This window comes from Brevibacillus sp. FW306-2-1A-C05A (assembly GCF_058781555.1).
The window spans coordinates 1-25812 of record NZ_JBYSWV010000032.1; the positions used below are offsets into that span (position 1 = coordinate 1).

At 55.4% G+C, this 25812-nt stretch carries 24 protein-coding genes, 1 pseudogene and 1 riboswitch; of the genes and pseudogenes, 12 read left to right on the forward strand and 13 right to left on the reverse strand.

What is annotated here, in order from left to right:
• Positions 1 to 194: 194 nt before the first annotated feature.
• Positions 195 to 995 carry a serine hydrolase gene (locus tag AC3WJN_RS17865; protein WP_007784337.1) on the reverse strand — a complete coding sequence of 267 codons (801 nt, stop codon included), beginning with the start codon at positions 993 to 995 and terminating at the stop codon, positions 195 to 197.
• A 177-nt stretch (positions 996 to 1172) separates the two neighbouring features.
• Between AC3WJN_RS17865 and AC3WJN_RS17870 the strand changes: the two genes are divergently transcribed.
• Complete coding sequence (locus AC3WJN_RS17870) at positions 1173 to 2285, forward strand: GerAB/ArcD/ProY family transporter (RefSeq protein ID WP_007784338.1); 1113 nt, start codon at positions 1173 to 1175, stop codon at positions 2283 to 2285.
• Between the two features lie 36 nt (positions 2286 to 2321).
• On the opposite strand, the gene AC3WJN_RS17875 is transcribed toward AC3WJN_RS17870, so the two are convergent.
• Both AC3WJN_RS17875 and AC3WJN_RS17880 read right to left on the reverse strand, forming a co-directional pair.
• Entirely contained in the window at positions 2322 to 3017 is a 696-nt protein-coding gene (locus tag AC3WJN_RS17875) for a copper homeostasis protein CutC (protein ID WP_007784340.1), read from the reverse strand.
• 79 nt (positions 3018 to 3096) lie between these two features.
• Positions 3097 to 4104 (reverse strand): asparaginase, encoded by a 1008-nt coding sequence (locus AC3WJN_RS17880; RefSeq protein ID WP_035317349.1) that lies wholly within the window; start codon positions 4102 to 4104, stop codon positions 3097 to 3099.
• 285 nt (positions 4105 to 4389) lie between these two features.
• Positions 4390 to 4433, forward strand: a riboswitch (PreQ1 riboswitch).
• A 96-nt stretch (positions 4434 to 4529) separates the two neighbouring features.
• Between AC3WJN_RS17880 and queC the strand changes: the two genes are divergently transcribed.
• The 7 genes from queC (at position 4530) to AC3WJN_RS17915 (ending at position 9399) form a co-directional block, all read left to right on the forward strand.
• Positions 4530 to 5198, forward strand: coding sequence for a 7-cyano-7-deazaguanine synthase QueC (queC, locus tag AC3WJN_RS17885; protein WP_005830383.1), 669 nt, complete (start codon positions 4530 to 4532; stop codon positions 5196 to 5198).
• Complete coding sequence (gene queD / locus AC3WJN_RS17890) at positions 5198 to 5686, forward strand: 6-carboxytetrahydropterin synthase QueD (protein WP_007784345.1); 489 nt, start codon at positions 5198 to 5200, stop codon at positions 5684 to 5686. Before queC ends, queD begins: the two co-directional genes overlap by 1 nt.
• Positions 5683 to 6405 carry a 7-carboxy-7-deazaguanine synthase QueE gene (gene queE, locus AC3WJN_RS17895; protein WP_025848229.1) on the forward strand — a complete coding sequence of 241 codons (723 nt, stop codon included), beginning with the start codon at positions 5683 to 5685 and terminating at the stop codon, positions 6403 to 6405. Before queD ends, queE begins: the two co-directional genes overlap by 4 nt.
• 72 nt (positions 6406 to 6477) lie before the next feature.
• Positions 6478 to 6972 (forward strand): preQ(1) synthase, encoded by a 495-nt coding sequence (gene queF / locus AC3WJN_RS17900; RefSeq protein ID WP_007784349.1) that lies wholly within the window; start codon positions 6478 to 6480, stop codon positions 6970 to 6972.
• Positions 6973 to 7148: 176 nt separating this feature from the next.
• A complete protein-coding gene (locus AC3WJN_RS17905; protein ID WP_255344299.1) occupies positions 7149 to 7640 on the forward strand; it encodes a DinB family protein in 492 nt (163 codons plus the stop codon).
• A gap of 353 nt (positions 7641 to 7993) precedes the next feature.
• Positions 7994 to 8407 carry a DUF6173 family protein gene (locus AC3WJN_RS17910; protein WP_005830393.1) on the forward strand — a complete coding sequence of 138 codons (414 nt, stop codon included), beginning with the start codon at positions 7994 to 7996 and terminating at the stop codon, positions 8405 to 8407.
• Between the two features lie 221 nt (positions 8408 to 8628).
• Positions 8629 to 9399 carry an ANT(4')-I family aminoglycoside nucleotidyltransferase gene (locus AC3WJN_RS17915; protein WP_005830394.1) on the forward strand — a complete coding sequence of 257 codons (771 nt, stop codon included), beginning with the start codon at positions 8629 to 8631 and terminating at the stop codon, positions 9397 to 9399.
• Positions 9400 to 9629: 230 nt separating this feature from the next.
• Here the strand turns inward: AC3WJN_RS17915 and AC3WJN_RS17920 are convergent, their stop codons facing one another.
• The 5 genes from AC3WJN_RS17920 to AC3WJN_RS17940 all read right to left on the reverse strand — a co-directional run bounded on the left by AC3WJN_RS17920 (position 9630) and on the right by AC3WJN_RS17940 (position 15469).
• The gene (locus tag AC3WJN_RS17920) at positions 9630 to 10508 is read right to left on the reverse strand and encodes a pentapeptide repeat-containing protein (RefSeq protein ID WP_007784353.1); all 879 of its coding nucleotides are present in this window, start codon (positions 10506 to 10508) and stop codon (positions 9630 to 9632) included.
• A 362-nt stretch (positions 10509 to 10870) separates the two neighbouring features.
• Positions 10871 to 12613 carry a stage II sporulation protein P gene (spoIIP, locus tag AC3WJN_RS17925; RefSeq protein WP_007784355.1) on the reverse strand — a complete coding sequence of 581 codons (1743 nt, stop codon included), beginning with the start codon at positions 12611 to 12613 and terminating at the stop codon, positions 10871 to 10873.
• A gap of 343 nt (positions 12614 to 12956) precedes the next feature.
• On the reverse strand, positions 12957 to 13169 hold the full coding sequence (locus AC3WJN_RS17930) for a hypothetical protein (RefSeq protein ID WP_129552181.1): 213 nt from the start codon (positions 13167 to 13169) through the stop codon (positions 12957 to 12959).
• A gap of 111 nt (positions 13170 to 13280) precedes the next feature.
• Positions 13281 to 14897 (reverse strand): peptide ABC transporter substrate-binding protein, encoded by a 1617-nt coding sequence (locus AC3WJN_RS17935; protein WP_005830400.1) that lies wholly within the window; start codon positions 14895 to 14897, stop codon positions 13281 to 13283.
• A gap of 86 nt (positions 14898 to 14983) precedes the next feature.
• Positions 14984 to 15469: a GNAT family N-acetyltransferase gene (locus AC3WJN_RS17940; protein WP_007784356.1), complete on the reverse strand. Its 486-nt coding sequence runs from the start codon at positions 15467 to 15469 to the stop codon at positions 14984 to 14986.
• Positions 15470 to 15565: 96 nt separating this feature from the next.
• Here AC3WJN_RS17940 and AC3WJN_RS17945 point away from each other — a divergent pair, with 96 nt between their 5' ends.
• Positions 15566 to 15742: a hypothetical protein gene (locus AC3WJN_RS17945; protein ID WP_007784359.1), complete on the forward strand. Its 177-nt coding sequence runs from the start codon at positions 15566 to 15568 to the stop codon at positions 15740 to 15742.
• An 88-nt stretch (positions 15743 to 15830) separates the two neighbouring features.
• Here AC3WJN_RS17945 and AC3WJN_RS17950 read toward each other — a convergent pair whose 3' ends face one another.
• From AC3WJN_RS17950 to AC3WJN_RS17960, 3 genes are all read right to left on the reverse strand, one after another.
• Entirely contained in the window at positions 15831 to 18746 is a 2916-nt protein-coding gene (locus tag AC3WJN_RS17950; protein ID WP_007784361.1) for a WG repeat-containing protein, read from the reverse strand.
• Between the two features lie 68 nt (positions 18747 to 18814).
• Positions 18815 to 20590 (reverse strand): sensor histidine kinase, encoded by a 1776-nt coding sequence (locus AC3WJN_RS17955; protein WP_007784363.1) that lies wholly within the window; start codon positions 20588 to 20590, stop codon positions 18815 to 18817.
• Positions 20587 to 21267 carry a response regulator transcription factor gene (locus tag AC3WJN_RS17960; protein ID WP_005830406.1) on the reverse strand — a complete coding sequence of 227 codons (681 nt, stop codon included), beginning with the start codon at positions 21265 to 21267 and terminating at the stop codon, positions 20587 to 20589. Before AC3WJN_RS17960 ends, AC3WJN_RS17955 begins: the two co-directional genes overlap by 4 nt.
• Before the next feature lie 130 nt (positions 21268 to 21397).
• Here AC3WJN_RS17960 and AC3WJN_RS17965 point away from each other — a divergent pair, with 130 nt between their 5' ends.
• Positions 21398 to 22459, forward strand: coding sequence for an AI-2E family transporter (locus AC3WJN_RS17965; protein WP_007784367.1), 1062 nt, complete (start codon positions 21398 to 21400; stop codon positions 22457 to 22459).
• Between the two features lie 98 nt (positions 22460 to 22557).
• Here AC3WJN_RS17965 and AC3WJN_RS17970 read toward each other — a convergent pair whose 3' ends face one another.
• Positions 22558 to 23547: an NAD(P)-dependent oxidoreductase gene (locus AC3WJN_RS17970; protein WP_307723498.1), complete on the reverse strand. Its 990-nt coding sequence runs from the start codon at positions 23545 to 23547 to the stop codon at positions 22558 to 22560.
• 98 nt (positions 23548 to 23645) lie between these two features.
• Between AC3WJN_RS17970 and AC3WJN_RS17975 the strand changes: the two genes are divergently transcribed.
• Together AC3WJN_RS17975 and AC3WJN_RS17980 are read left to right on the forward strand one after the other, a co-directional pair.
• Positions 23646 to 24344, forward strand: a complete 699-nt coding sequence (locus tag AC3WJN_RS17975; protein ID WP_007784370.1) for a cyclic nucleotide-binding domain-containing protein — start codon at positions 23646 to 23648, stop codon at positions 24342 to 24344.
• Between the two features lie 27 nt (positions 24345 to 24371).
• Positions 24372 to 24800 carry a DMT family transporter gene (locus tag AC3WJN_RS17980; RefSeq protein WP_007784372.1) on the forward strand — a complete coding sequence of 143 codons (429 nt, stop codon included), beginning with the start codon at positions 24372 to 24374 and terminating at the stop codon, positions 24798 to 24800.
• A 23-nt stretch (positions 24801 to 24823) separates the two neighbouring features.
• On the opposite strand, the pseudogene AC3WJN_RS17985 reads toward AC3WJN_RS17980, so the two are convergent.
• Positions 24824 to 25534, reverse strand: a pseudogene (locus AC3WJN_RS17985) (aminopeptidase); the annotation flags it as partial.
• Between the last annotated feature and the right edge of the window lie 278 nt (positions 25535 to 25812).

Here is a 25812-nt window from a genome sequence, read left to right on the forward strand (position 1 = left end):
GAAAAATAGCGAGCGAGGCGACAGACGAGTGGTCAGTCTGTCGCCTCGCATTTTCTTTTCTATATTAAAGAAAGCCGGGTTACGATCAGCAAGCATTCACCGCGAGCCGGTCAACTTTTCGCTCAACAGGCCCAACCGCCCTTATGCTGGGCAGCAAAAGCGGACGACAAGCTGGCGGCCCCTGGCGCCAGCACTCAAGCCACGGCGAAGTCGTAGACCGCTCTGCCCAGCAAACCCAGTGTATGCAACGCCGCTTCCGCCCTCACATCCTGGGACAAGGCGGCAATCGCAAACTGCCGTCCCTGCACGGACAAAATGCCAACGTCATGCTGTCTTCCCGTATCCCAACCCGATTTGCACGCCAGCTCCCAGGCCGCTTGTCCATCCTCCCCGCTGCGCGACGGAAGCTGCGACGGCAAGCCGTGGAGAACTTGCTGCTTCTGCATAATCGCGATCATATCGGCGCTTGCCCACCGCGAAAAAAGGCCGCCGCACGCGATCTGCTCCAGCATCCGCGCCACATCGCCCGCGGTAATCATGTTGTTTTCCGTCACGTCCTGCGGGTATATCATCAGCTTGCGGGAATAGCGGCTGCGCTCCATCCCCAGCTCGCGCATGGTCCTGTCAATCTGTTCCTTTCCAACTAGATCAATCAGCATGTTCGTCGCCGTATTGTCGCTCTGAATAATCATCAAGGTCACAAGGTCGCGGATCGACAGCTTCAAGCCTGGCGAAAGCGCATATAAAAAGCCCGATCCTCCCACCAAATCCTCTTTGCGCAGCGCCAACTGTGCGTCGATGCGAGCCTTTCCCTGCTCACAGGCCGCATAGACGGCTGCCATAATCGGAACCTTGATGACGCTTTCGGCAATAAACAGCTCGTCCGGCCGATGCGCAAAATACGCGCCATTTTGCACAGCCAGCTCTTTTACCACGACGCCCCATGCCCCTTTCGCTTCCTGCAAGATCGCTGACAAGCTTTTCTCCAAATCCACCGCTCCTGATCCCTCCTGTAAAAGTCCGCCTCAACCGCCTGTCTATTATCATACAATTCAAAAAACGACTGTTACAAGTTTTGGATGACCATGACTACGACCGACCGCTGCAGGATGTTTTGGCTTTGCCGTCCTTTGGAAATAATAGGGGGATAAACGTACTGTAGGTGAAGCCACATGCAAAAGCCCGGAACGATCGGCATTCGTCAATTCACCATTCTCGTTACGCTGATTACGATTGGCGATTCCATCCTGATCCTGCCCGCAGCCGTAGCGAAAGAAGCCAAATACGACGGTTGGCTGTCTGGGATCATCGGCGTGCTGATAGGTCTGGCTATCGTCTACCTTTACTGCATCATCAGCCACCTCTACCGGGAGCATACGCTGATCGGGAAAAACATGCTCATTTTCGGCCGCTGGCTCGGCACCTGCCTGTCCATTTTGTTTCTGTTCACAGTGCTGATTAACGGCTCTGTCTACGTGCGGGCCATTGGCGATTTCATGACCTCGCAAATTTTAAAAGAAACGCCAAGCGTTGCCGTCATCTTTTTGCTCGTGGCGAGCGCTCTCTTTGGTGCGCGCCTTGGGTTGGAGACGTTCGCCCGCACCAGCGAAATTTTTTATGTTTGGTTCGTCTTTACCTTTCTCTCCTTTTTCTTCTTGCTGACGCCGCAGTTTTCCATCCATAACTTGCAGCCTGTTTTGGAAAACGGCATCGGCCCGGCCATTCACGGCTCCTTTTCTGTGATCGCCTTTCCGTTTTCTGAACTCATCATTTTTTTAATGATTACCCCTTTTGTTGATCCGTCGCAAAAACTTACCCCTGCTTTCTTGCGCGGGGCGACGTACGGCGGCATCTGCCTCATCGCAATCATCATACTGACGCTGTTGGTGCTCGGGCCTTCGATGACGGCACAGGACAATTTTCCGAGCTACTCGCTTGCGAAACGGGTGCACGTCGGGGAGTTTTTTCAACGACAGGAGGCGATGATGGCGCTGATGTGGTTCGTTTCGATCTACTTCAAGGTAGTCACGTACATGTACGGCTTTTGCCTGGGAATTCAGCAGCTTTTGAAGCTGCGAGAGTACAAGCTTCTTACTTATCCGACCTGTCTGTTATTTGTCGTCGGCGCGATCATCCTTTTGCCGAACGAGACGTTTTTGCTGCAGGCTTATACGTTTTGGCCGCTCTTTGATTTCACCGTGGCGGTCTTGTACCCGCTGCTACTGGTCGCCTGCTATTACATACGGAAGCGAATCCAAAACAAGCCGACACCTCTGCAAAAGTGAGGGCGTCGGCTTGTGTCTTGGGACAGAGGCAGGGGCTTATTTTTCTGCAAGCTGGCAAGCGCGCTTGATCGCGGCGACCCGCTCGGCATCCACGTAGCGCAGAGCCTGTCCGTCTTCTCTGGCGGCAGTGCCGAAGTGCACCGCTTTCACGCCTGTTTGTCTGATGAGCTCGGGAGCGTTCGCTTCTGACAGTCCGCTTCCTGCCAAAATACCAAGCGGCGTCTGTGCTGTCATCCGAACCAGCTCGGCAATGCAACTTGCGCCTTCTATGGCCGTCCGTTTTCCGCCTGAAGTGAGAATCGTGCGCACCTGCGGGTATTGCAACAAAATGCGGGCCGCCTCCCGTTGATCTGCTGCTTCGTCAAAAGCCCGGTGAAAGGTCACGGCCAAGCCATCCGCTTCCGTAAGCAGCAGCTCCAGACCGTGCCGATCAAGCTGCTTTTCCGGCGTCAGCATGCCAAAAACAACGCCTGCCGCCCCAAGCCCGCGAATGACGCGCACGTCTTCCTTCATCACGCGCAGCTCGTCTGCGGTATAGCAAAAAGATTGACTGTGCGGCCGCACCATGACATAGACCGGGATGGACACCGCCTTGACCACCGCCTCAATCAAGCCCCAGCTCGGCGTGAGGCCGCCCTCCAAAATGCCGGAAATCAGCTCCAGCCGATCTGCGCCTCCTTGCTCTGCGCGTCTGGCATCCTCTACCGAAGTCGCAATTACTTCCACAAGCATGTCGCACTCTCCCTTCGTCCGCAAACATTTACGGACATTGTACGAAGTGTTTCCGCCCCGGCGCAAGCGCGGCGCGCGGTCACCGTTTTTCCAGTACAAAAACGGGCCGTTTCTCCCCGACGATCAGTCGGTTGTCGTTGGCGATTTCCTTTGACGACAGGGCGTGCAGTCTTGCGATCGTTTCTTTGTTGCTGTAAGCAATCTGTTCCAATATCCCGGCAATGACGAGCGGCCAGACTGCTTCAGAGCCGTCCAGCACCTTCAGCGAAAAGCTGATCCGCTCCTTTTTCAGCGCAAAGCCATATACGCCCATCGCTCCGCCTTTGGCAATGATGTTCGGATCGGTCAGCAGCGCTGTACAGATGAAACGATGGCTGGCGATCATTTCCGGATGGGCCGTCATCCAGCCTGTAATTTTCTGAACAGCCTCCCGCGTCGGCTGGTCGGCGATCAGATCCGGGCAAGCGAGCTTCATGTACGCCACCGCCAAATGCTTGAGCGGCAAGGCGTAGACAGGAAAGCCGCAGCCATCGACGGCAAGGCGGATTTTCTCTTTCGGATAGTCCGCCAGGCTCGCAAAAGCGGCGAGCGCCTCCTGCTGGGCCGGATGCTCCTGCTTGTAGTAATCGTCGGTCGAAAAGCCGCGCTCTTTGGACAACGCCAAAAAACCCAGATGCTTTCCTGCGCAGTTGTGAAACAGCCTGCGCTTCGCTACGCCCCGGGACAAGCAGGCAAACTTCGGTTCTTCATTTAACGGGTACGTCGGGCACGTAAGCAGCTCGTCTTCCCGAATGCCTGTTTTGGACAAAATCGACTCCAAAGCTTCCAGATGATAGACCTCACCGCGGTGCGAAGCCGCAAACAGCGCCGCCTCCCGACTTGTCAGTCCGAATGTTTCGGCAATGTTTTGTCTGGCTACCGGAATCGCTTGAAACGGCTTGGCCGCCGAGCGCAATAAAGCGACGTGCTCCACATCTCCCGCCGCATAGATCACCTGTCCGTCTTCGCCCACCCCACAGATCATGCCCGAATGAACGTTTTCCAAAATACCGCCGCGATACTCCTCCACTAATGGGACCTCTCGCATCTGAATCACCCGTTCCGCTCTAATCTTTTTGCTAATTATTCCATCGACAGGATAATATCGTGAATCACAATTGAAAAAACAGGAGTGAACCTGCGTAATTATAAATTCGAACCAGAGGATAATGGGAAATTTTCTCCATTGGTGTTATTAAAAAATACTAGCAGTACCACCATATTCCGTCAATCGTTTTTTCGCTCACCGTTTCCCATGACGAGCCGATCTGTAGTATAATGGCTCAGGGCGACAGCATGCCGCCCAACTGCATACGAAATCCGCGCGACTTGCGCGGGAGAGGTTCGCGAACTCCCTCTATAAAAAACTAAGGTGGACAACAGTACCGATCCCTTGGTATTGTTTTGTTTTTTTACAGGAGCAGGTTCAAGAACTCTCTTTCTTCCATGACTACGAATAAGGAGATGGAGAGCATGAAAAAGGAAAAAGCCGTCGTTGTGTTCAGCGGAGGTCAGGACAGCACCACTTGCCTGTTCTGGGCCAAGCAGCAATTCGGCGAAGTAGAAACGATCACGTTTGACTACGGGCAACGGCACAAGCTGGAGATCGAATGCGCCCAGCAAATCGCCCGCGAGTTGGGCGTGGCCAACACCGTATTGGACATGAGCTTGTTGAACCAGCTCGCCCCCAATGCCCTAACCCGCACAGACATCGACATCACCCAGGAGGAAGGCCAGTTGCCTTCTACGTTTGTCGACGGGCGCAATTTGTTGTTCCTGTCGTTTGCCGGCGTGTTTGCCAAGCAAAAAGGAGCGCGTCATCTGGTCACAGGCGTTTGCGAAACGGATTTTAGCGGCTATCCCGACTGCCGCGACGCATTTATCAAATCGCTCAATGTGACGCTCAACCTGTCGATGGACTATCCGTTTGTGATCCATACGCCGCTCATGTGGCTCGACAAGGCACAAACGTGGAAGCTGGCCGATGAACTGGGTGCCTTCACCTATATTCGCGAGAAAACCCTCACCTGCTACAACGGCATCAAAGGCGACGGCTGCGGCGAATGCCCTGCCTGCCGCCTGCGCAAAGCCGGACTGGACGCGTATCTTTCCGAAAAAAATGAACAAGGAGCACACGCCTGATGAGCGCCAACTTTGACTTTCGCATCGTTGACCGCATGCAGGAACTGGGCACCCATATTCAAAAATCGCAACTGCGTTACCATAACAAACGCGTGCTGGTGAGCAAAGAGTTTACGTTTGACGCCGCGCACCATCTGCACGCCTACGAAGGCAAATGCAAAAACTTGCACGGCCACACGTACCACGTCGTGTTCGGGATCAGCGGCTACCCGGATGAAATCGGGCTCGTCATCGACTTTGGCGACATCAAGCAAATCTGGAAGGAGCATATCGAAATCTACCTCGACCACCGCTACCTGAACGAAATGCTGCCTCCGATGAATACGACCGCTGAAAACATGGTGGTCTGGCTGTTTGAACAAATGGAAGAGCAGCTCCAGTCTGACGCCTATCGCGACCGCTACCGCGGCGCTCGCGTCGAATTTGTCCGCCTGTTTGAAACGCCGACAAGCTATGCCGAGGCGAGACGGGAGTGGATGATGGAGTGAGCATTCCCGTTCTGGAAATTTTCGGCCCGACGATTCAGGGGGAAGGCATGGTCATCGGCCAAAAGACGATGTTCGTCCGCACGGCAGGCTGCGACTACCGTTGTAGCTGGTGCGACTCCGCCTTTACCTGGGACGGCTCGGCGCAGGATGAAATCAGGCAGATGACGCCGGAGCAAATTTGGGCGGAGCTGGAGCGTCTGGGGAAGAACCGTTTTTCCCACGTCACGATCTCCGGCGGCAACCCGGCGCTGCTCGCAGGCATGGGCGAGCTTGTCTCGTTTTTAAAGGAACGCGGCATTCGCACGGCGCTGGAAACGCAAGGAAGCCGCTGGCAGGAATGGCTGCCCCTGATCGACGACATCACCATTTCGCCGAAGCCGCCAAGCTCCGGCATGAACACCGACTACGCCGTGCTCGACCGCATCGTCCACGCTTTGCTTGAGCAAAAGCATCCGGGGCTGAACCTAAAGGTCGTCGTGTTTGACGACGCCGACTTCGCCTATGCGCGCGACATTCATCGGCGGTATCCGGCGGTTCCTTTTTTCCTCCAGCCGGGAAATAGCGATCTCGTCAGCGCAGACACGCAGGAACTGAGAGAAAAGCTATTGGAAAGCTTTGAATGGCTGATCGACCAGGCGATGGCCGCCCCCGATTTGAACGACGCCAAGGTGCTCCCGCAGCTCCACGCGCTGGTCTGGGGAAACAAGCGCGGCGTGTAGAGGTGTACGTGCAAGCGTGTAGATGAAAGGACAAACCAGGAACAGATAAACAGAAACGAGGAGGAAACATCCATGAGCGAACAACAACGCGATCTGTCTTCCCTCACCCTTTTGGGCAACCAGGGAACGACTTACAGCTATTCCTACGATCCGAGCGTGCTGGAGTCTTTTGACAACAAGCACCCGTACCGCGATTACTTCGTCAAATTCAACTGTCCGGAATTCACCAGCCTGTGCCCGATTACCGGACAGCCGGATTTTGCCACCATCTACATCAGCTACATCCCGGACATCAAAATGGTCGAGAGCAAGTCGCTGAAGCTGTACCTGTTCAGCTTCCGCAACCACGGCGATTTCCACGAGGACTGCGTGAATATCATCATGAACGACCTGATTAAGCTGATGGACCCGAAATATATCGAGGTGTGGGGCAAATTCACCCCGCGCGGCGGCATCTCGATCGACCCGTACTGCAACTACGGCCGTCCAGGGACGAAGTATGAGGAGATGGCGAGCTATCGGCTGATGAATCATGATATGTATCCGGAGAAGGTGGATAATCGGTAAAACGATATGTAGGCACCTATGCGAAAACCCTTATTTTATAAGGGTTTTTTCTTGTTTGCAGATGTAGCGATTTTCTGAAGCAATCACTTTTGGAAGACTGACTATGGATGAAAGCCGGGAAGGTACTTGTTCTTTACGAAGAATACTACTATCAATCATGGCCAGCCACATGCATGATGCAAAAGGGAGAGGATCGAATGGAAAAGTTGATCGAAGAGTACCGCCAAGGCTGTGAGCCGTTGCGAGAAGCCGTAGAAGGATTGTCTGAGGAAGAGCTGCGTTTCCAGCCTGCACCGGACAAATGGAGCATCCACCAGATTCTGATTCATGTAACAGATTCCGAGATTTTGTCTACGCATCGGCTGAGAAAAGTGTTGGCGGAGGAAGAACCGCTTCTGCTATCGTTTAATCAGGAAGCCTGGGTGGATCACCTTGGCTATGAGCGGTTGGACCGCGAGCAGCACATGCTCCTGTTCCAAATGCTGCGGGCCAGCATGCTGCCGCTTCTGGAAAATCTGACTTCCGCGCAGCTTGAGCGGGTCGGGCAATATCCCGATGGAGCGCGATTCACGTTCAAAGAGCTGCTGGAATATCGCGTCCAGCATGTCCGCGACCACCTCGCCCAAATTGCGCGGGTAAAGCAGGCATTCCGCGAGAATAAGGTGTAACTGACGAAGAAGCCAATCGTTGAATAAATGAACGAACACAAGCGGCATTCCAGGACGTCTTTCTCAATCCTGATTGCCGCTCTTTTTTGCTGTTTGCCCCAAAACAAGAACGTTCGTTTGTATTTTGTGCGAACGATCTGCCAACATGAAACGATATTTTTTGCGTCTCCTTACAAATCCTTCCAAGACAAGAGCGCAGGCGTTGTAATCTTTGTCTGCTTTGGTCCAAGTACCAATCCCCTCCCCGGATTAATCCGCAGGAGGGGATTGGCACTTATGCCTCTTCCCGTACCCACTCCCCCTTTTTCAAATCTTTTTCATAGTTTATAATTATCTGAAAAGGGGGTATGGCCATGGCAGTCAACGAATACAGCTTACCAACATCCCCACAGGCAGTAAAACTGAAAGACAATGAGCTTCCGGTATTCGAAGTGCAGCCGGATCAAAACCTCGCGAGCGAGTTTCACAAGCGATTGATCCAGATGATTGCGGAATTTGAGCTTGCGCTGGATGAACAGCACGAGGTCGGGATGCGGCTAGTCTCGTTTGGACAAAACGTCACACTGCGCGTCGAAGGGATCGGCTACTACAATCCGAGCCTGATCCGCTTCTTCGGAACGACAGAGACCGGCGCGCCGGTGGAGCTGATCCAGCATGTTACGCAAATCAGCTTTTTGTTAATGGCCGTCAAAAAAGCCGATCCAGCTAATCCTCCCAAGCGAATTGGGTTCAAGGCCCCAGAAGAAGATGAAAAAGAAGACGTGTGACAGCGTCTTCTTTTTTTGTCTGAATCAAGGCCATATAAAACGGATGGTAAAGAAGCGGAAAACTCGCTAAACTGAAAGAAATGAGAAACCGAACCCCCAACACATTACGAGGAGGAGCCTATTCATGCATCCAAAACACGTCCCCCGTTAATCCCGTGGCCCTCCGTTCCTGTCCGTTTGACCACTCACCCACCAACCACTGCAAAGGGAGATGTGTACAAATGAACATGAATGGACCTGTAAACATAACGCGCAACGAGCGACTGCAAACGTGCCAGGAAATCGCCGCCAGGCTGCATGAGGTGTACGGCGCGAAAATTTTGGCGATCGGCGTCTACGGCTCGGTTGCCCGCGGGACAGACGGCCCTTTTTCCGATATCGAAATGTTTTGCGTGCTGGAGGAGTCGGACGAAGACGTCGATTTCAGCCATGAATGGTCAGCCGGGCCATGGAAGGCCGAAGTGAACGTGCTGAGCGCCAACGTGCTTTTGCACATGGCCGCCACGGTTGACGAAGGCTGGCCGCTGTCGCACGGCGCGTTTTTTGCTCCGCTCGCTCTGTACGATCCAAAGGACTTTTTTCCCGCGCTGAAAAAGGCGGCGCAATCGCCTACCCAGGAAGCGTTCACAGAGGCGATCAACGGCGTGCTCGTCGGGGAAATGTACGAGTTTATCGGCAAGCTGCGCAATGCCCACCTGAACGGCCCGCACACCTACTTGCCCTATCTAGCCATGCAGTTTGCCCAATACGGAGCGATGCTGCTCGGGCTGCACCATCGCACCTGCTATTCGACAGGCGCCCAGGTGTTGCCGGAGTCGCTCCTGCTGACGGACCGACCGGATGGCTACGAGCAAGTGGCAAAGCTGGTGATGTCGGGCGAGTTGGCTGATCCGGCAAAAATCGTCGCGGCGTGCGAGCAGTTTTGGAGCGGACTGCACGTCTGGGCAGCCAAGCACCATTATGTGATTCATACGAAGCGCATTCCTTTTTAATCCGATCGGAAAAAGACCTCTTTTGGCGAGAGGTCTGCCCTGTCGGCAAAAGCGCAAAAGCCCCGCTATCACGCGGGGTTTTTCGTTTCGCTTTCGCTGGCTGACGGATGTCAAGCGGACAAGCCCGGCGATTGCTAGGCCGACAAGCCCGACGACTGCGAGACCGACAAGCCCGGCGGCTACTAGGCCGACAAGCCCGGCCGCTATTAGACCGACAACCCCGGCCGCTGCTAGGCCGAAGAGCCAGCCCAATGCGGCGGGCGCGTAAACGACGGGGGTATTTTCGTGGAGGCGTCCCCCTTTGCCGCGTTGAGCTGTGCCTGAGTGAGAAACAGGCTGTCGGTCAAATCGGCCCCGCGCAGATCGGTATCGCGGAAGTCTGCGCCGATCAGGTCGGCCCACCTGAGGTTCGCTCCGCGCAGATCAGCCGCGATGAGATACGCTCCGCGCAAATTGGCTCCCCTGAGGTCGGCGCCTCTGAGCTTCGCCCCCATGAGATCAGCGCCCCGGCCAACATGGTTCGCTTTTCCCCGCCCCCCTTTTTGCTGGCGACAGGCTTCTGTCCGGACGAGCTCGCTCACCTGCCGCAGCAGTTCGCCCACTTTTGCCCGCTGAGCGGCAACATCCACTTGCAACAGCGCTTCCGGGGCCAGCTCCGTAAAGTTCTCCGTCTCGCGCAGGACGCGCTTGATCTTTGCGTGCAGCGGACGGGCTGGCTGCAAAGTCGACGCTTCGGTCAAATACCAGAGCAGCTCATGCAGTTGCCACATGAGCGGAAACACCTCGTACATTTGCTTGGCCAGCTCCGGCGCCTGCCGCCAGTCGCGTCCGGCGTACGTTTCCTGTGAAACCTTTTGCCCTGCGCCAAAGCAATCGTACACGGTACAGCCGCGAAAGCCGAGCTGGCGCAAGCTCTGGTGAACCGCGCAGCGAAAATCGTCCTGCAAGTTGCGACAGGGGGTGCCTTTGTCCTTGGTTGCGGCAAAGTCGGAGGAAGCGGCAAAAGGCAGCGCCACACAGCACAGCCCGAAGCATTTTTCGCAGTCCCCGCGCAAGTCATGGCGCAACCTCCCCAGGCTCGACTCGCCTTGTTCTTGATGAGCAGTCATGTATGCCCTCCTGACAAATTCTTTTTTTTCCTATTGGCGTAAAGGCGATGAGCGCCCGATGAAGCCTGGCTGCTTGCCAAAGTCATTCCTGTTTCTTTTCGCACCGCGTGCAACTCCGAGCGCGCGGTGCGGCGGCATTGTCTCGCCCATGCACTGGTGTTCGCCTCAAAACAAGCCGTCCGCCAGCAGTACGAAAACTTGGATGCGCGCAAAACCAAGGCCCAAGCCAATTGGCAAAAGCCTCCGCCCCCAGGCGCACACGTCTTTGCTTTTCGCTTCGTTCATCGTCTCGCTATGCGCTTTCGCACGCAAAAGCCCGATCCGCTTTGCGCTGCGAGCGACACGGAACGGGCTGTCTGTCGTTACTTGAAGGCGATTTGCGATTCGAGCATGTGCTGCACGAACACCTCGGCAAAAGCCTCAGCCGTATTGTAGCATTCTTCCAGCGTATTGTTTGTTCCGCCAAATTCCAGCAGCAGGCTGCCCGAAGAAATCGACTGGTTGTACACGCCATTTCCTTCGTTTTTCCCTTTCAAAATGACGCCGCGCGACAAGCCGGGATAATATGCCTCGAGGCGCGCATGCAGGGCGTCGGCCAGCTTTTTGTTTTCCAGATAACCCGGGTTGGCTGTGCCGATCACGAACAAAATGCGCGAGTACGTCTTGCCGTTGATCGTGATTGCCACCTTGCTGCGCGGCTCGTCGCTGTCGCGGTGGATGTCGAAAATGTACTTCAGGTTCGGACTGGTCGTCGCCGCTGCCGCCACCGCCTTGTACGACTCAGTGTACGACATCGCATAGCTTTTCTTCTGCTCGGCCAGCTTCTGGGCGAAGTCATCCTGGTTGACCATCGCCGGGATGCCTTTTGCTTGCAAAATTTCCCCCAGCCGCTTGCCGACCAGCGTAATGTTGATTTCAGGGTCGTCGACGGAGCTGCCCTGGGTGTTGCGCGCGACGTTGCGCCACGACTCGCGGTTGTGCGTGTGGTAAATATAGACGGTTTCATTGCCGATCATGCCCTGGTTATAGCCGACGCCTGGTGTCCCTGCACCGACTGGCGACAGGTTGCCCGCCGCAGGGATGCGGTCGACGATCCAGCCTGCGATGTAGGCGAGCGAGTTGTCAGGCATGCGGATGACGTACCAGTCTCCCACGATTTGCACAATCGGGAAAGTCTGGCCCGGCTGCACGTTGCCCACCACAGGGTAGTTCGTGCCGGGACCGCTGCGCAGATTGGTATCGGCGTTTCTGACGCGAATCGACTCTTCTGCGGGAGCAGGTGCAGGCTGCACCGGATTCGCCGCGACGGGCGGTGTCGTCACCTGGCCTGTCTCATCCGGGACGATTGGCTTGAAAATATAGGCGTACGTGCCGTAGTAGTCAATCGTGTACCAGCCGTCCGCATAGCCGTAATGGGTAATCGTCGAGCCGCCATTGACCTGTCCGATCACAGTGCCCAAAAAGTCGGGAGCGGCGTACACCTCGTAGCTCTCGTTCAGGACGAGCGAGCCTGCGCCCAGCTCGATCGGCATTTCCGGCACGGTCGGAACGGGAGTCGGCTGCGGAACTGGCGCAGGGGCGGGAGTCGGTACTGGCGTTGGGGCTGGCGCAGGAGCTGGAGCGGGCTGTGGCGCCGTCGTTTCCACCAAAAAGCGTGCGTTGACCCAGCCGCTTGTTGTGTTGGACAGCTTGATCTGCGCCCACTCGCCTTGTTTTTTCACTTGCAGGAAAACTCCGTTCTTGTCGATGACTTGCAAGATTTGCGAAGTGGCATTTGGCTCTGCCCGCACGTTCAACATATCCACGTTGCTCTTGACGTATTTCAGTTGAGGAATCTCAAGCATTTTGACGTACTTGTTGTTGACCCAGCCTGTCTTGCCGTTGCTGAGCCTGACTTGCGTCCAATCTTTTTGTCCCTGCACGATCGGCAGCCGTGTCGCTTTCGAAATCGTGCCGACAATCTGGGAGGTTGTTCCGGGTGTACTGCGAATATTCAACTGATCGACTGTTACCTCGACATGTGTGGCTGCTTCCGCGAAGGAAGCCGGCAGCAGAAAAATCAGGCAGCAGGCAGCGATAACGCTGTTTTTTACGCGTGCAAGCAAGATTCTCTTTCCCCTTTTGTATAGAGATCGTCAGCAAGATTGGAAAATCCAGCCTATTCGTTAAAAATTCGCGACTCGCCAGCATTTTCCTTCATCTTCCGACATCTTTTCCTGTCAAAAAGGCACAGAATAAAAGCCGCTCGTCAGTGAGCACAAGGCTCCCTCGCGCTTCGCATAGCCAAAGCACTCGCGCCATTCCAACATTTTTGCACACAAAAAAACACCACAAGGGCGCGGCCTGTGGCGTTTTTTCCGCTGTCTCGCTCGAAAAAACCGATTATCTCACAGGGTCCCAGTCGCTATATCCGTTTTTGGACACACTTCTCCCTTGAGACTCCCACGGCTAAAGCCGCAAGCGCAGCAAGCATCTCGCGGATTTGCTCGGAACGGGGCGCCCGTGGGAGCCGTAGCTGACGGACGCTCGGACGCGCGACTGCAACGCCGCGAGCGTCTCTCCTGATTCGCTCGGCACGGAGCGCCCGTGGGAGCCGTAGCTGACGGACGCTCGGACGCGCGACTGCAACGCCGCGAACGTCTCTCCTGATTCGCTCGGCACGGGGCCGCCCTTGGGAACCGTAAGCTGCCACGCGATCCTTTTGCCCAGACAAAAGCTCCCCTTTCCAGCTGTCGAAAAGGGGAGCTTGCTCGTTTTATCAGCCTTCCTATGTTATTCCTTCGTGGCCCATTTGAAATCAAGGTAGCCCAACTCATCCATGACGACGCCCTTCAGCTTCTCGTCCTGCACCCAGTTGCTCGAATAAAAATAAATCGGAAGCACGGGCATTTCTTCCGTCAGGATGGCTTCTGCCTCCGCCAGCAATTGCTTGCGCTTGGCCGGGTCCGCTTCTGTCGCCGCTTTGTCGAGGAGCGACTGGTACTGCTTGTTTTCCCAGTTCGTATTGTTGTTGCCGCCCTTTTTGTCGTAGAACAGTCCCAAAAAATTCGCAGGATCGCCGTAGTCCGCCAGCCAGCCCATCCGTCCAATTTGGTAATTGCCCTCGGTTATATGATCCAAAAAGACCTTCCATTCCTCTTCCACCAGCTTCACGTCAACACCCAGCGCCTCTTTCCACTGCTTTTGAACTTCAAGCGCAATCTTTCGATGGTTTTCCGAGCGATTCATGGACAGGGAGATCGGCGGGAGCTTGCCGATTCCCAGCTCCTTCATCCCTTCTGCCAAAAGCTTTTTCGCTGTCTCGCGATCATTGTCCTTGAAGTAGCCAGACTGCTTCTCGCCATTGGTCACAGGCACGATTGCCGTAGCGGGCACCTGGCTTCCCTTGGTCACCGTGTCGACAATCGCCTGGCGGTTCATCGCGTAGGCGAACGCTTTGCGGATTTTCGCATTGGTAAAAGGAGCCTGCTCCGTATTGAACTTGTACCAGTAGACACCCGCGATCGGCTTCGTGTGCAGAAGCCCTTTCTCCTTCAGCACTGGCAGAGCATCTGCCGGAAGCTGCCCGGGAGCACCCGCCCAGTCCAGCTCACCCGTATCGAACAAGGCCAGCTCCGTCTCTTCGTCCTCAACCATCGAAAAGGCGAGCTTGTCCAACTTCACGGCTGCCTGATCCCAGTACGACGCATTTTTCACCAGCGTCATCTGTTCAGCGCGCGTCCAGGAAGCGAGCTTGTAAGGGCCATTTCCTACATGCGTCGAGACGGCATTGGCCCATTTCGGATTCGCGGCCACGACCTTCTGGTTGACCGGATAAAAGGTCGGGAAGGCTGTCAGTTGGGCAAAATAAGGAGTCGGCTCCTCCAGCACGACGCGCAACGTCTTCGCATCAACCGCCTTCACCCCTACGGCGTCCAGCTTCTCCTTGCCGCTGTTGGCTGCTTCGGCATTTTCGATCACGTAGAGCTGATGGGAGTAGATGCTGTCCGTTTTCGGATCGAGCACCCGCTTCCATGCGTATTCAAAATCGTAGGCCGTGACGGGATCGCCGTTGCTCCATTTGGCATCGCGCAAGTGGAAGGTGTACGTCTTCAAATCGTCAGACACCTCGATCTTGTGCGCCATGGATGGCTGCAGCTTTCCATCCGGGCCAACGCGAACCAGGCCGTCGTACATCGCCCTGGTCAACATGAACGATACTTCATCCTCTGCCAGCGCCGGGTCGACCGTGAGCGGCTCCGCGACCAAATTGAGCCGCAGTACTTTTTCCGTAGCGGCCGGACTGGCTGCCTTTGGCTTTGCTTCATTGGCTGCCGCGTAGCCAGCGCAAGAGGCAATCACTCCAGCGGCTACCAACACATTCAAAACGCTTTTGCTGCGTGATTTCATCGCGATTCTCCTTTGATTTCTAGTTTTCGAACTTTACATATAATACCAAATAACTAAAATAAACACAAACAAGCCACTATCCACCGCTACCGCGTCCAGCGGTAGTGCCAAAATCCCGCAGCGTCAGTCTCGCGAAAAACAAAGCCGTTTTTGAGCAGCACTTTTTGCGAGGCGATATTTTCGGCTGTCGTCTTGGCCTGTACTTCACGGATACCGAGCGGCTGTATGTATTCGGTAAGCAGGAGCTTGAGCGCCTGAGACGCCACTCCTTTGCCTGCGGCATCCGCTCCGACCCGGTAGCCGAGTTCGGCGCTTCCTCGTTCGTGATCGAGGTCGACCAGATTCATCCGGCCCAAAATGTCTCCCGCCGCATTTTTGATGAGCGTAAAGCAGGAAATACGCTGCTCTTGCTCTGCCAACAAAGCTTGCAGACTGTTTTGAAAATAATCGCAGTGATAGTACGCCTCCCCGCGGCTGGGGACTGTCCGCTCGAAAAACTCCCGATTTTTGCACTCGAAGGCAAAAAGCGCCGGGGCATCCTGCTGCTTCAACGGCTCGATATGGATGGACATGAAAACGACACTCCTTCACAAACATGATTGGTTCTTCATCCGCGGCCGAAATCCGCTAGAATAGGAGACAGGTACAAAAACGAGGTGAATGCGCATATGGCTTATTTGGAAGAAGGCACGTTCATTGCCTTTCTCGCCTTTTCGATTTTTTTCCTGGTCGCCTACAAGCTGGATCAGATTTCGTTCGTCGCCTTCGTCGTTTCATTGGTCGCGACAGCGGCGGTGCACGCTGCCTTTTACCTGCTCATGCTGAAATATTGGCCGATCTTTTAAACGCGCCGCCTGCTTGCTACAGCAGCAGATCACGCACCTGCGAAAACAAGCGCGGGCTTGATGCTCCCGCGCTTGTCTTTCGGCACGCTCAATTTCCGGCTTGCTTTTCGTAGGCGGCAAGAAGTCCGGCTGCCTGTTTTTGGTATGCTGTCAAAAATCCTTGAACGCCCCGGTTCCACTCCGCCTGCGGCAACGGCAGCGGCAACTGGTTCGCCTGCTTTCCGTTGACCAGCAGCATCGTCTCGACCAGCGCCTTCTGCTCAGGCGACAGCTCTCCAGCCTTCAGCACTTTCGGCTTCGCGAGCTTTTTCCCCGCCACCGATCGTAACAGCTCCGCAAAAAACATCTGGTGATACTCTTTGTACAAATCCATCGACATATAGTAGCTCATGCCTCCACGCTGCGGCACGATGCCCCGCTTTTGCGCCCATTCCGTCAACTCCTTGGCGGTCAGCGACTGGCTGCTTTTGCCTGTCGCCATGAAGTAGGCGAGGCTGTACATGTCTTCGTCGCTCATATCAGCGCGTTTCGCATCGGGCTTGATCGCGCCTTTTGCTTCCAGTGCCGCGAACACCTCTGCTTTTCCTGCGCCCTGTGGCAGTCCCACATACAGCGCGAGATTCGCGTAAAACTTGCTCTCGCTGCTGCCCTTCCCGGACCAGCTATACGGCTTGCCGAAGTCGACAAGCTCCAGCGGGTTTTGTTTCATCAGTGTCGTATATGCCTCGAAGCTTTGCAACTGGAGCGGGCGATACGTAATCACAGGCTTTTTCGTCAGGAACTTGGTCGTAAACAGCTCTTTGCCGTCCTGATCGAGATAGCCGAACTGGTCCTTCGTCGCAAACGCAAATGGCGGCTGTGTGTCGTCGTGCAGCCAAAGTCCGGGAAAGACTTCGCCGGACGGCTTGATCGCTTCGTACCTGGGAGCAGTCAACTGTCTGCCGTCTGCTGCCAAAAGCCCGTACAAGCCCGTCTGCTTATCCTGGTAGACGACAACGCCTGGTCTTTTGTCGCTTTGCGGCAGCGGCTTCAACGACTGGTAGTTCCCTGTGGTGATGCGCTCCAGCGAAGAGGAGTACACATCCCAGCCATCTTTCGTTTGCACCAGCAGCTTGTCGAAAGTAGAGGCTGTCTCGTATCCGGTTGCGTTCGCCAGCTTTTGCACGAGCCGGCTGCCTTCCTGCGCCCAAACATCGAGCGTCCCGTCCGCCCGCATCGCAACGGCCGCTTTTTTCTCGCCCATCGCTATTTCCGCAGCCTCCCGATACGCAAACTCGCCTGCGACCTGCAACTGCCCGTCTGCGATCCGGATGAATGCCCGCTTGTTTGTGCCCTCCTTCACGCCCAATGTGTAGAAGGCGTCGCCCACCTGCATGATGGTGACGGGCGGAGCGTCGTAGCGCCCCTTCCACCGCGCCAGCTTGATCTCTGTCGTGAGCAGCGTGCCGTCTGGCGTGTACAGGTCAGCCGTCTGCCCATCTGCTGCGACGATCAGCTTGGAGGCATCGTCTGCGTAAAGCTGTTCATAATGCTTGCTGATCGGTTTATCGGTCGAACGGTCGACGATTACGCTCCCTTTGCCCGCTTCGTACACCGCATTCAACTGCTCGGACAACGGCTGGACGTCGTGTTCGCTCTCCGGCTTGCCACTAATGCCACCGAAGCGTAGCACTTTTCCATCCGGCTCGGTTACCACCACCTGTCCCGTAGCTTCCTCATAGCGAATGACCCGATTTTCTGCTGGTGTGAGCAGCAAACCTTCGCGCTCCGAATACAGCCCGATTTTGCTGCCGTCCTTGACGCTCTGCAGACCGTAACTGCCTAACGGCGTCAACGAATCGAACCAGAAGTCCGGTTCGCGGATCGGCTTTTCCCAACCGGGGAGAATCGTCTTTTTCCCGTCGCTGCGCACCAGCAGACGGGAGGCAGGCGGCCCTTCCACGCGCGGATGCACGAACGGGATCACCACTCCTGCGTCTACCTGCACAACGCCGTACATGCCCGTCTTCGGGTCCTGTCCCAGCACGTAGCTGTCGCGCAAATAGTCCGCGCCCTTTTTCAACGAATGAGCCGTTCCTTTGGCGATGGAATGGTAGGTCACAATATCTTTGGAGACGGTCCAGTACAAATCCGGGTTGCTATGCGCAAATCCCACCTCGGCATGGAGCGGCTCCGCCAAAAGCTGTCCGTCCTTCCACAAACCGACTCCGTTTGGCCCCACCAGTTGAAAATATCCATGGTTCCAGGTGTAGATCGCCTTGTATTGCGCAGGCAGCACGTACTGTCCATTCACATCGACCAGACCTTCCTTGCCGCCCGAGCGCACCTTGAGATAGGCAGTCTTTGGCCCGCCTTCATTGGGAATCAGCGCGGCCCCCGGCAAGGAAAATCTCGGCTTGAACGTCACCAGATCGTACAAGGTCATCGCCTTCGCGGTCGTCGCCACAACATAGCGCGTCGCGTCTGCTTCCTGATCGCCCTTTGCCTCTGGGGGAATCAGCGAGACGATGGACAGCTTGCCTGCCACGGGAGGAATCAGCACCTTGCCCGTTTTGTCCAGCAGCATGGAAGTCTGTCCGCCCAGCACAATGACTGGGTCATGGTCAGAAGACAGATAGTAGCTGTGCGCCCCTGCAAACTTCGTGGCTGACAGCTTTTTCGTCGTCAGGTCGATGTATTGAAACCAGCCGCCTTTTTGCACGATGGCGATGTTATTCGAGCCGGGAATTTCGATCTCGTCCCAGACGGCGGGAGTGATTTCCTTGCCGGTACGCACGTCGAGCAATCCTTTTTTTCCGGCCTTGGTGACGATCACCGCGTGCGCAGAGTAGTCGAATGCATCGTACTGGGCTTTCGTTACCAGCGCGTTGCCATTGGTGAACCCGATCTTGTAATCCGTCAAGTACGGCTGAACGGTTGCAAACGAAGCCGCTTGCACCGGCGCTGTCCATGCGCTCGCGCAGAGCAGCGCAGCCGCCATCAGACTGATCGCTTTATGTTTCATGGGCTTGTTGGCCTCCCCCTGTGCTTTTTGCTTGCTATCAGTCAGACGCGCAAACGGCCACGTTGGTTTCACTTTCCTTTTCCATGGGTGGGCAGCGAAAAGGAAAAAGCGACGCCTGTCTTCGTATTTCGCACACTGTAGGAGGCTTCATGCAGTTCCAGAATGTGCCGGACGATGGCAAGTCCGAGCCCGGTCCCGCCTGTCTTGCGGTTTCGCGAGCGCTCAATCCGGTAAAAGCGGTCCCAGACAAAAGCGAGTTGCTCCTGCGGGATTTGCTCGCCTTCATTTTCAATCGTGACGCGCAGCGCTTGCGCCTCGCCTTCGATCCGCACGGTAATCTCGCTGCCCGGATTCGCATGGCGGATGGCGTTGACCAGCATGTTGAGCAACACTTGCTCGATTTTCTCCTGATCGGCGTACAGCGCTTCCTCGTTGGCCAAAATCGTCACGGCCCGCAGCTCTTTTTCGCGGAAATGATGCATCAGCCGCTCGACGATTTCCTCCGTCAGCTCGCTTAAGAAAAACCAGCTCTTTTTCAGCTTGATCGTCTTCGACTCCAGCTTGGCCAGCTCCAGCAAATCGCGGACGAGTTCCTCCATTTTTTCCGTCTCGTCGAGGATGACCTCGATGTAGCGCTCGCGCTTGTTCTCGCCGACGCCGTCCCGCAGCCCTTCCGCGAAGCTTTTCACGATGCTCAGCGGCGTTTTCAGCTCGTGCGAGGCATTGGAGACAAACTCCTTCTGGATCAGCTCCATCCGCTGCTTGTGGTCCATCTCGCTGCGCAGTTGTTCGTTGGCTTGCTGCAACTCCCGCAGCGTCACATCCAGCTTTTCCGCCATCGTGTTCAGACTGCGCGCCAGGCTGCCGAACTCGTCGTTGCGGATAATCGGCGACTTGACCGAGAAGTCGAGCCGCGCCATGCGCAGGGCGCTTTTGTTTAAGGAAAGTAGCGGCTTGGTGACGATTTTGGACAAAAGCAGGGACAACAGCAGGATCAGCGCGAAGCCGCCGATTCCGATGTAGACGTAAAACAGCCGCAGTGCATCGTTTGCCTCGCTGATCTGCTGCAAGGAGGTGAGGGCGACGACCAGTTCACTGAGCCGCCCGTCCTGTACGATCGGGTGAATCGCAACCAGGCTGCGCACGCCGCTCCACGGCTCCACCCATTCCTCCTCCAGCACGCTTCCGCCCTCCAGCGCGCGTTTGCGTTCCTCCGATAACGGGAATAAGTCCTTCAGCACATGAAACAGAATCCCTTGCCGCAAATTCCACTGGTTGGGCGCAGGCAAAAACAGCTCGGTAATTTCGCCGGAGACAGTCGACAGCGTCAGAGTCGTGTCGCTCCCTCGCAACGTGCCGATATCGGCTGCCCCCGCTTTTTTAATGACGCGCGGATAAAACATCTCCTGCAGCAGCCCTTCCTCAAAGACGCCGATCGCTTCAATCCGGTCGCCTTTGTGCAGATTCGCGCTCAAAAGGGCGCTGCGGTCTTCCTCCGGGAGCAGGGACAGCGAGATTTTCACGTTTTTGCCTTCGCGATCGCGAATGACGATGCGAAACGGATTGTCGTACTTCACCTGGCCGTTTGGGCTGACAATCGCCAGTTGCGTCTTGTTGCGGCTGATAAAAACGGACAACTCCCGGGCCATGCTCTCTGCGTCCCATTCCCGCGAGACGTACTCTTTGGCAAACGCTTCGAGCTTCTTCTCCAGGTCGTCCAGCTTTTTCGATTGATAAAATTGCTCAAAAAAAAGTAACTGACCGATCATGATAATCGTATAAAACAACAGGAAACACGATGAAGTGATGGCAAACAGCTTGAGTGTGACGCCCCATTTTTTCATCGCTCTTCCTCGAACGTATAGCCTGCCTTGATAACTGTCCGGATGTGTCGCGCTTCGCTGCCGAGCTTGCTGCGAAGCTTCTTGATATGGGTGTCGACGACGCGCAAATCGCCAAAGTAGTCGAAGCCCCAGACGTGATCCATGATCGTTTCCCGCGACAGCACGATCCCGGCATTTTTGATAAGATAGACGAGCAACTCATACTCTTTCGGGGCGAGGTCGATTTCTTCGCCCCTGATCTTCATGCGCCGGGCATGCCGATTAATGACGACCTGGCCGAAGCGCAGCAGATGGTCGGTTCCTCTGACCGTGCCCTCAACCCGCTTCATCAAGGAGTTGGCCCTGGCGACCAGCACTCGCGGGCTGAACGGCTTCGTGACGTAATCGTCGGCGCCAAGCTCAAAGCCTTGCATCTTGTCGTCTTCTTCGGACTTGGCGGTGAGGATGATGATCGGCACATCAGAGGTTGTGCGGATTTCTTTGCAAACCGTCCAGCCATCCATCTCCGGCATCAAAATGTCGAGAATGACCAGATCGACCCGGAGGCTTTCCAGCATCTGAATGGCTTGCTTTCCGTTTTCCGCTTCGTGTACAATCCATTGCTCCTGTTCGAAGTAGTCCGCGACGATTTCGCGGATGCGGCTCTCGTCTTCGACAAGCAGCACCTGTCGCTTCATGGATGGCTCTCCCTTCCTTGGATGGTGTGATAATTACAGCATTCGCCAAAAAAAGACACAGGAAATACACATCGTTACGGTAAGCTTAGCATAGAAAATAGCGCGTCTCGAAATTGGAAAGGATGTTCCCATGAACTTGCTCACCGTCTTGCAAAATAAGGATTTCAGACGTTTCGGTATTTTGGCGTTGTTTTGCTTCCTGCTCTACTCGCTCGGAAGCATGCTCAATGTCGTTTTGCTCACGTTTCTCGTCACATTTTTGATGGATCGGCTGCACCTGTTTCTCACCAGGGCGACCCACAAGCTCGTGCCCGTCCATCCCAAATTGATTCTCATAGCCCTCTACGCACTGTTGACGGCCTTTCTGGTTGGCGGAGGGATGAAAGCTTTCCCGGCCCTGATTCATCAAACCGGGCAATTGATCCACCTCATCGAGCAGGTGGTGCGGGAAAACCAGCATAACGAATTTGCGCCTTATCTCATGTCCGCCCTAGACAAGCTTGACATGAAAGGGCTTGTCAAAGGGAGTCTTGACTTTTTGACGGTCGTCAAGGACATGGGCTTCAACCTGTTTCTGGCGCTGCTGCTCAGCCTGTTTTTCCTGCTGGGCAAGGACAACGTGATCGCGTTTACCGCGCAGTTCCGCACCAGCAAGCTGTCGTGGCTGTACAACGAGATTGAATATTTCAGCCAAAAGTTTATTTTGACCTTTGGAAAAGTCATTGAAACCCAGTTGCTGATCGCCCTGTTCAACACTGTGTTCACGGTCATCGGCCTGTGGATTCTCGGCTTCCCGAACTTGTTTGGCCTGGCGCTGATGGTGTTCGTGCTCGGGCTGATCCCCGTGGCCGGCGTCATCATTTCCCTGATTCCGCTCAGCGCCATCGCCTTTAGCATCGGCGGCTTGCCTACGGTGATCTACCTGCTGGTGTTCATCATGCTGATTCACGCCATGGAAGCTTACGTCCTCAACCCTCGCCTGATGGCGTCGAAGACCCATCTGCCGATTTTTTACACGTTCGTCGTCCTGATCTTCTCCGAACACTTCTTCGGCGTCTGGGGACTGATCGTGGGGATTCCGTCGTTTGTATTTTTGCTCGACATTTTGGAAGTAAAAAAAATGGGAACCCCGATGTCCAAAAACAGACCTGTTTCCAAAGAAGTGCTGGACGTGCGGGTCAATGCCAAATAGGAAAACGGACAGCCGCCTCAATCCTCGACATAACCAAGCAAAAGGAGCCCTTCTCGTGCGGGCTCCTTTTTTGTTTGCTTTACTCTTTCCAAATTGTGCTACTCGCGTTCAAACCATTTAATCAGCGCCTGTGTCCCGCTGTCTGCCTCGCCTTTTTCCGCAAGCTCCTCATAGAGCGACTTGGACAGCGCGAGCCCAGGCGTCAACAGTCCCATCTCCTCGGCCGCTTCCAGGGCGATGCCCATGTCCTTGATAAAATGCTTGATGTAAAAGCCGGGCGCGTAATTGCCCGCAATCATCCGCGGAGCCAGATTGGACAAAGACCAACTGCCCGCCGCTCCCGCTTCGATGCTCGTCAGCACGCGCGCCGGGTCCAATCCCGCTTTTTTCGCGTAGGCGATCGCTTCGCACACGCCGATCATATTGGTCGCGATGCAGATTTGGTTGCACATTTTCGTATGCTGTCCGGCACCAGGGCCGCCCTGGAGAACGACGTTTTTGCCCATGACCGCAAGCAGCGGCTCCACCGCGTCGAACGCTTCCTGATCGCCGCCGACCATGATCGCAAGCCGCGCTTCCCGCGCTCCGACATCTCCGCCGGACACCGGGGCGTCCAGCGCATGCAGCGCATGCTTTTTCGCTTCCTCGTATATTTTTTGGGCGAGCGAAGGCTTCGACGTTGTCATATCGATCAAAAAAGTACCCGGCTTCGCATGCGAAATGATGCCCTCAGGCCCAAGGTACACTTCTTCCACATCAGACGGGTATCCGACCATCGTAATGATGACATTGGCTTCAGCAGCCAGCTCGCTTACCCGTTCCTTCCAGACTGCTCCTGCCGCCAGCAGTTCCTCGGCTTTTGCCTTCGTGCGCGTATAAACGAGCACCCGATACCCTGCCCGCAAAAAATGTCCCGCCATGCTTTTGCCCATGACGCCCGTTCCTACAAACCCGATAACCGTTTCTTCTGCACGTACAGTCACGCTACCAGCTCCCTCGTTTCTCTCTGTAATACCTACCCGTATAGTTCTGGAACAAAGCGGGATATTCCTGCTACTCTCTGGCAAAGCGAGCGCCTGCACGGCCACACTTTCAGCCAACAGGACATATGTCCTTTTTTCTCGCCCCCCAGTCTTTTACTATAGAAGATGCCGTCTGCCCCATCCTTTTTTCTCGGAGGATTGCCATGAAGGAAATACACGATCGAGCTGTGCTCCACGCTTTTATCGAAAACAGTTGTCTGCACGAGCTGTTCGACGCTGCCGCCATCCGCGAAATGCATCTGTACCAGGCGGAAAAAGGCGAGCTGTTGTGCGCCAAAGGCGACGTGCTCCAGCACATGTACTTCGTCGTCGAAGGCAAAATCAAAATTTTCACGACGCTCCCCAACGGCAAGTCGCTGCTGCTGCGCTTCAACAACCCGCTGGCGATCATCGGCGACGTGGAGTTCGTCACGCGGCTGGAGGCGCGCAACACGGTTGAATTTGTCCATCCGGGCAAGCTGATTGCCTTGCCCTTCAAAGTATTGCACGAGCGCTACCAGAACCATCCGGGCTTTTTACAGTTCATCCTGCAAAAAATCAGCCACAAGCTGTACACCTCGTCCAACTCGACGAGCCTGAATTTGCTGTATCCGGTGGAAAACCGCTTCGCAAGCTACCTGCTCTCCACCCTCGAAGGCGGCACGCAGCCGACTGCCTCAGACGAATTGAAGACGGCGAAGCTCACAGAAGTAGCGGAGCTGCTCGGCACGAGCTACCGTCATCTGAACCGGGTCATTCAGAGCATGAGCGCGTCCGGCATCATCGAGCGGAAAAGAGGGGCGTTGCACATTCGCAATCGAAAAAAAGTCGTGGAGCTTGCGAGCGGCAACATTTACGAATAAATGGCCGCATAGGAGGGCGTGAAAAGCATGCAAGGCATTCTGTTTTCGCTGCTCGCAGGCGTGTTCATCTGCTTGCAGAGCGTCTTCAATGCCCAGGCGAGCGACAAGCTGGGCCTGTGGCAAACGAACGCCATCGTCCACGGGCTGGGCTTCCTCGTCTCGCTCGCCGTCTTCGCCATCGTCCGCGACGGGGACTGGCAAAAAATCGAGGAAGTGAACAAGCTGTACTTGCTCGGAGGCGTATTCGGGGCGCTGATCGTTTTCAGCGTCATGAAAGGCATCACCTTGATCGGCCCGGCCTACTCCGTCTCCATCCTGCTCATCTCCCAGTTGCTCGTCGCCCTGCTCATCGACTCTCTCGGCTTGTTCGGCGTGGAAAAAGTCCCGCTTGGCGCAAACAAACTGCTGGGAATCGGCATCATGATCGCAGGCGTGCTCGTCTTTAAGCTGAAATAAAAAAGGAGGGCGCATCTGCCCTCCTACAAAATCAACTGCTCCGGATTCAGCCCCAGTAAAGCCTCGTGCACGAACCTTCCGTCTTTGCGGATCAACACGTCGTCAAACCAGATTTCCCCGCCGCCGTACTCCGGCCTTTGAATCGCGATCAAATCCCAGTGAATCGTGCTGCGATTGCCGTTGTCCGCCGAATCGTACGCCTGTCCCGGCGTCAGGTGGAAGCTCCCGGCGATTTTTTCATCGAACAAAATGTCGCCGATCGGGTGCAAAATGTGCGGATGAAACGCAATCGCAAACTCTCCGATGTAGCGCGCTCCCTCATCCGTATCCAGTATTTCGTTCAGCTTCTCGGTATGATTCGCCGTCGCCTCGACGATCTTGCCCTCGCGAAACGTGAAGCGCACGTTGTCAAAAGCCGTCCCTCTGTAGCGGCTTGGCGCGTTGTACTGGATCGTTCCGTGGAGCGAGCCGCGCACGGGCGCTGTGTACACTTCCCCGTCCGGCATATTCCGCTTGCCGACCGCCACCTGTTTGCCGATTCCTTTGATGGAAAAAGCCAGGTCGGTTCCCGGCCCCACTATCCGCACTTGATCCGTTTTGTCCATCAGCTCTTACAGCGGCGTGCTTGCCTTGGCCATTTTCCGGTAGTCAAACGAGCAGACGTCGAAGAAAAAGTCCTCGAAAGCGTCTGTGCTCATGTTTGCCTTTTGCGCGGTTGCCGCCGTCGGGTAATGAATACGGATTCCTTTGATTTCATTGTCGACGCGGTGCGCCATGGGTTGAAAAGCTTCGGCAAGCAGCCGCTGCTTTTCCTCTGGCACGTCTTTATACTCGCTGTCATTCGTCTCACCGTGAATGCCGATGTAGCCGTGGATGCCGTTCCACATGTCTTTTTCCCATTCGGCGACTTGCGCAAGCTGTGCCGCTGTCAGCCCGAGCATCCACTCCCGCTCGACGCGTGGCCTGATAAAACGCAGGTGCGGGTAAGCTCCTTTTGCATACAAACGTTTGA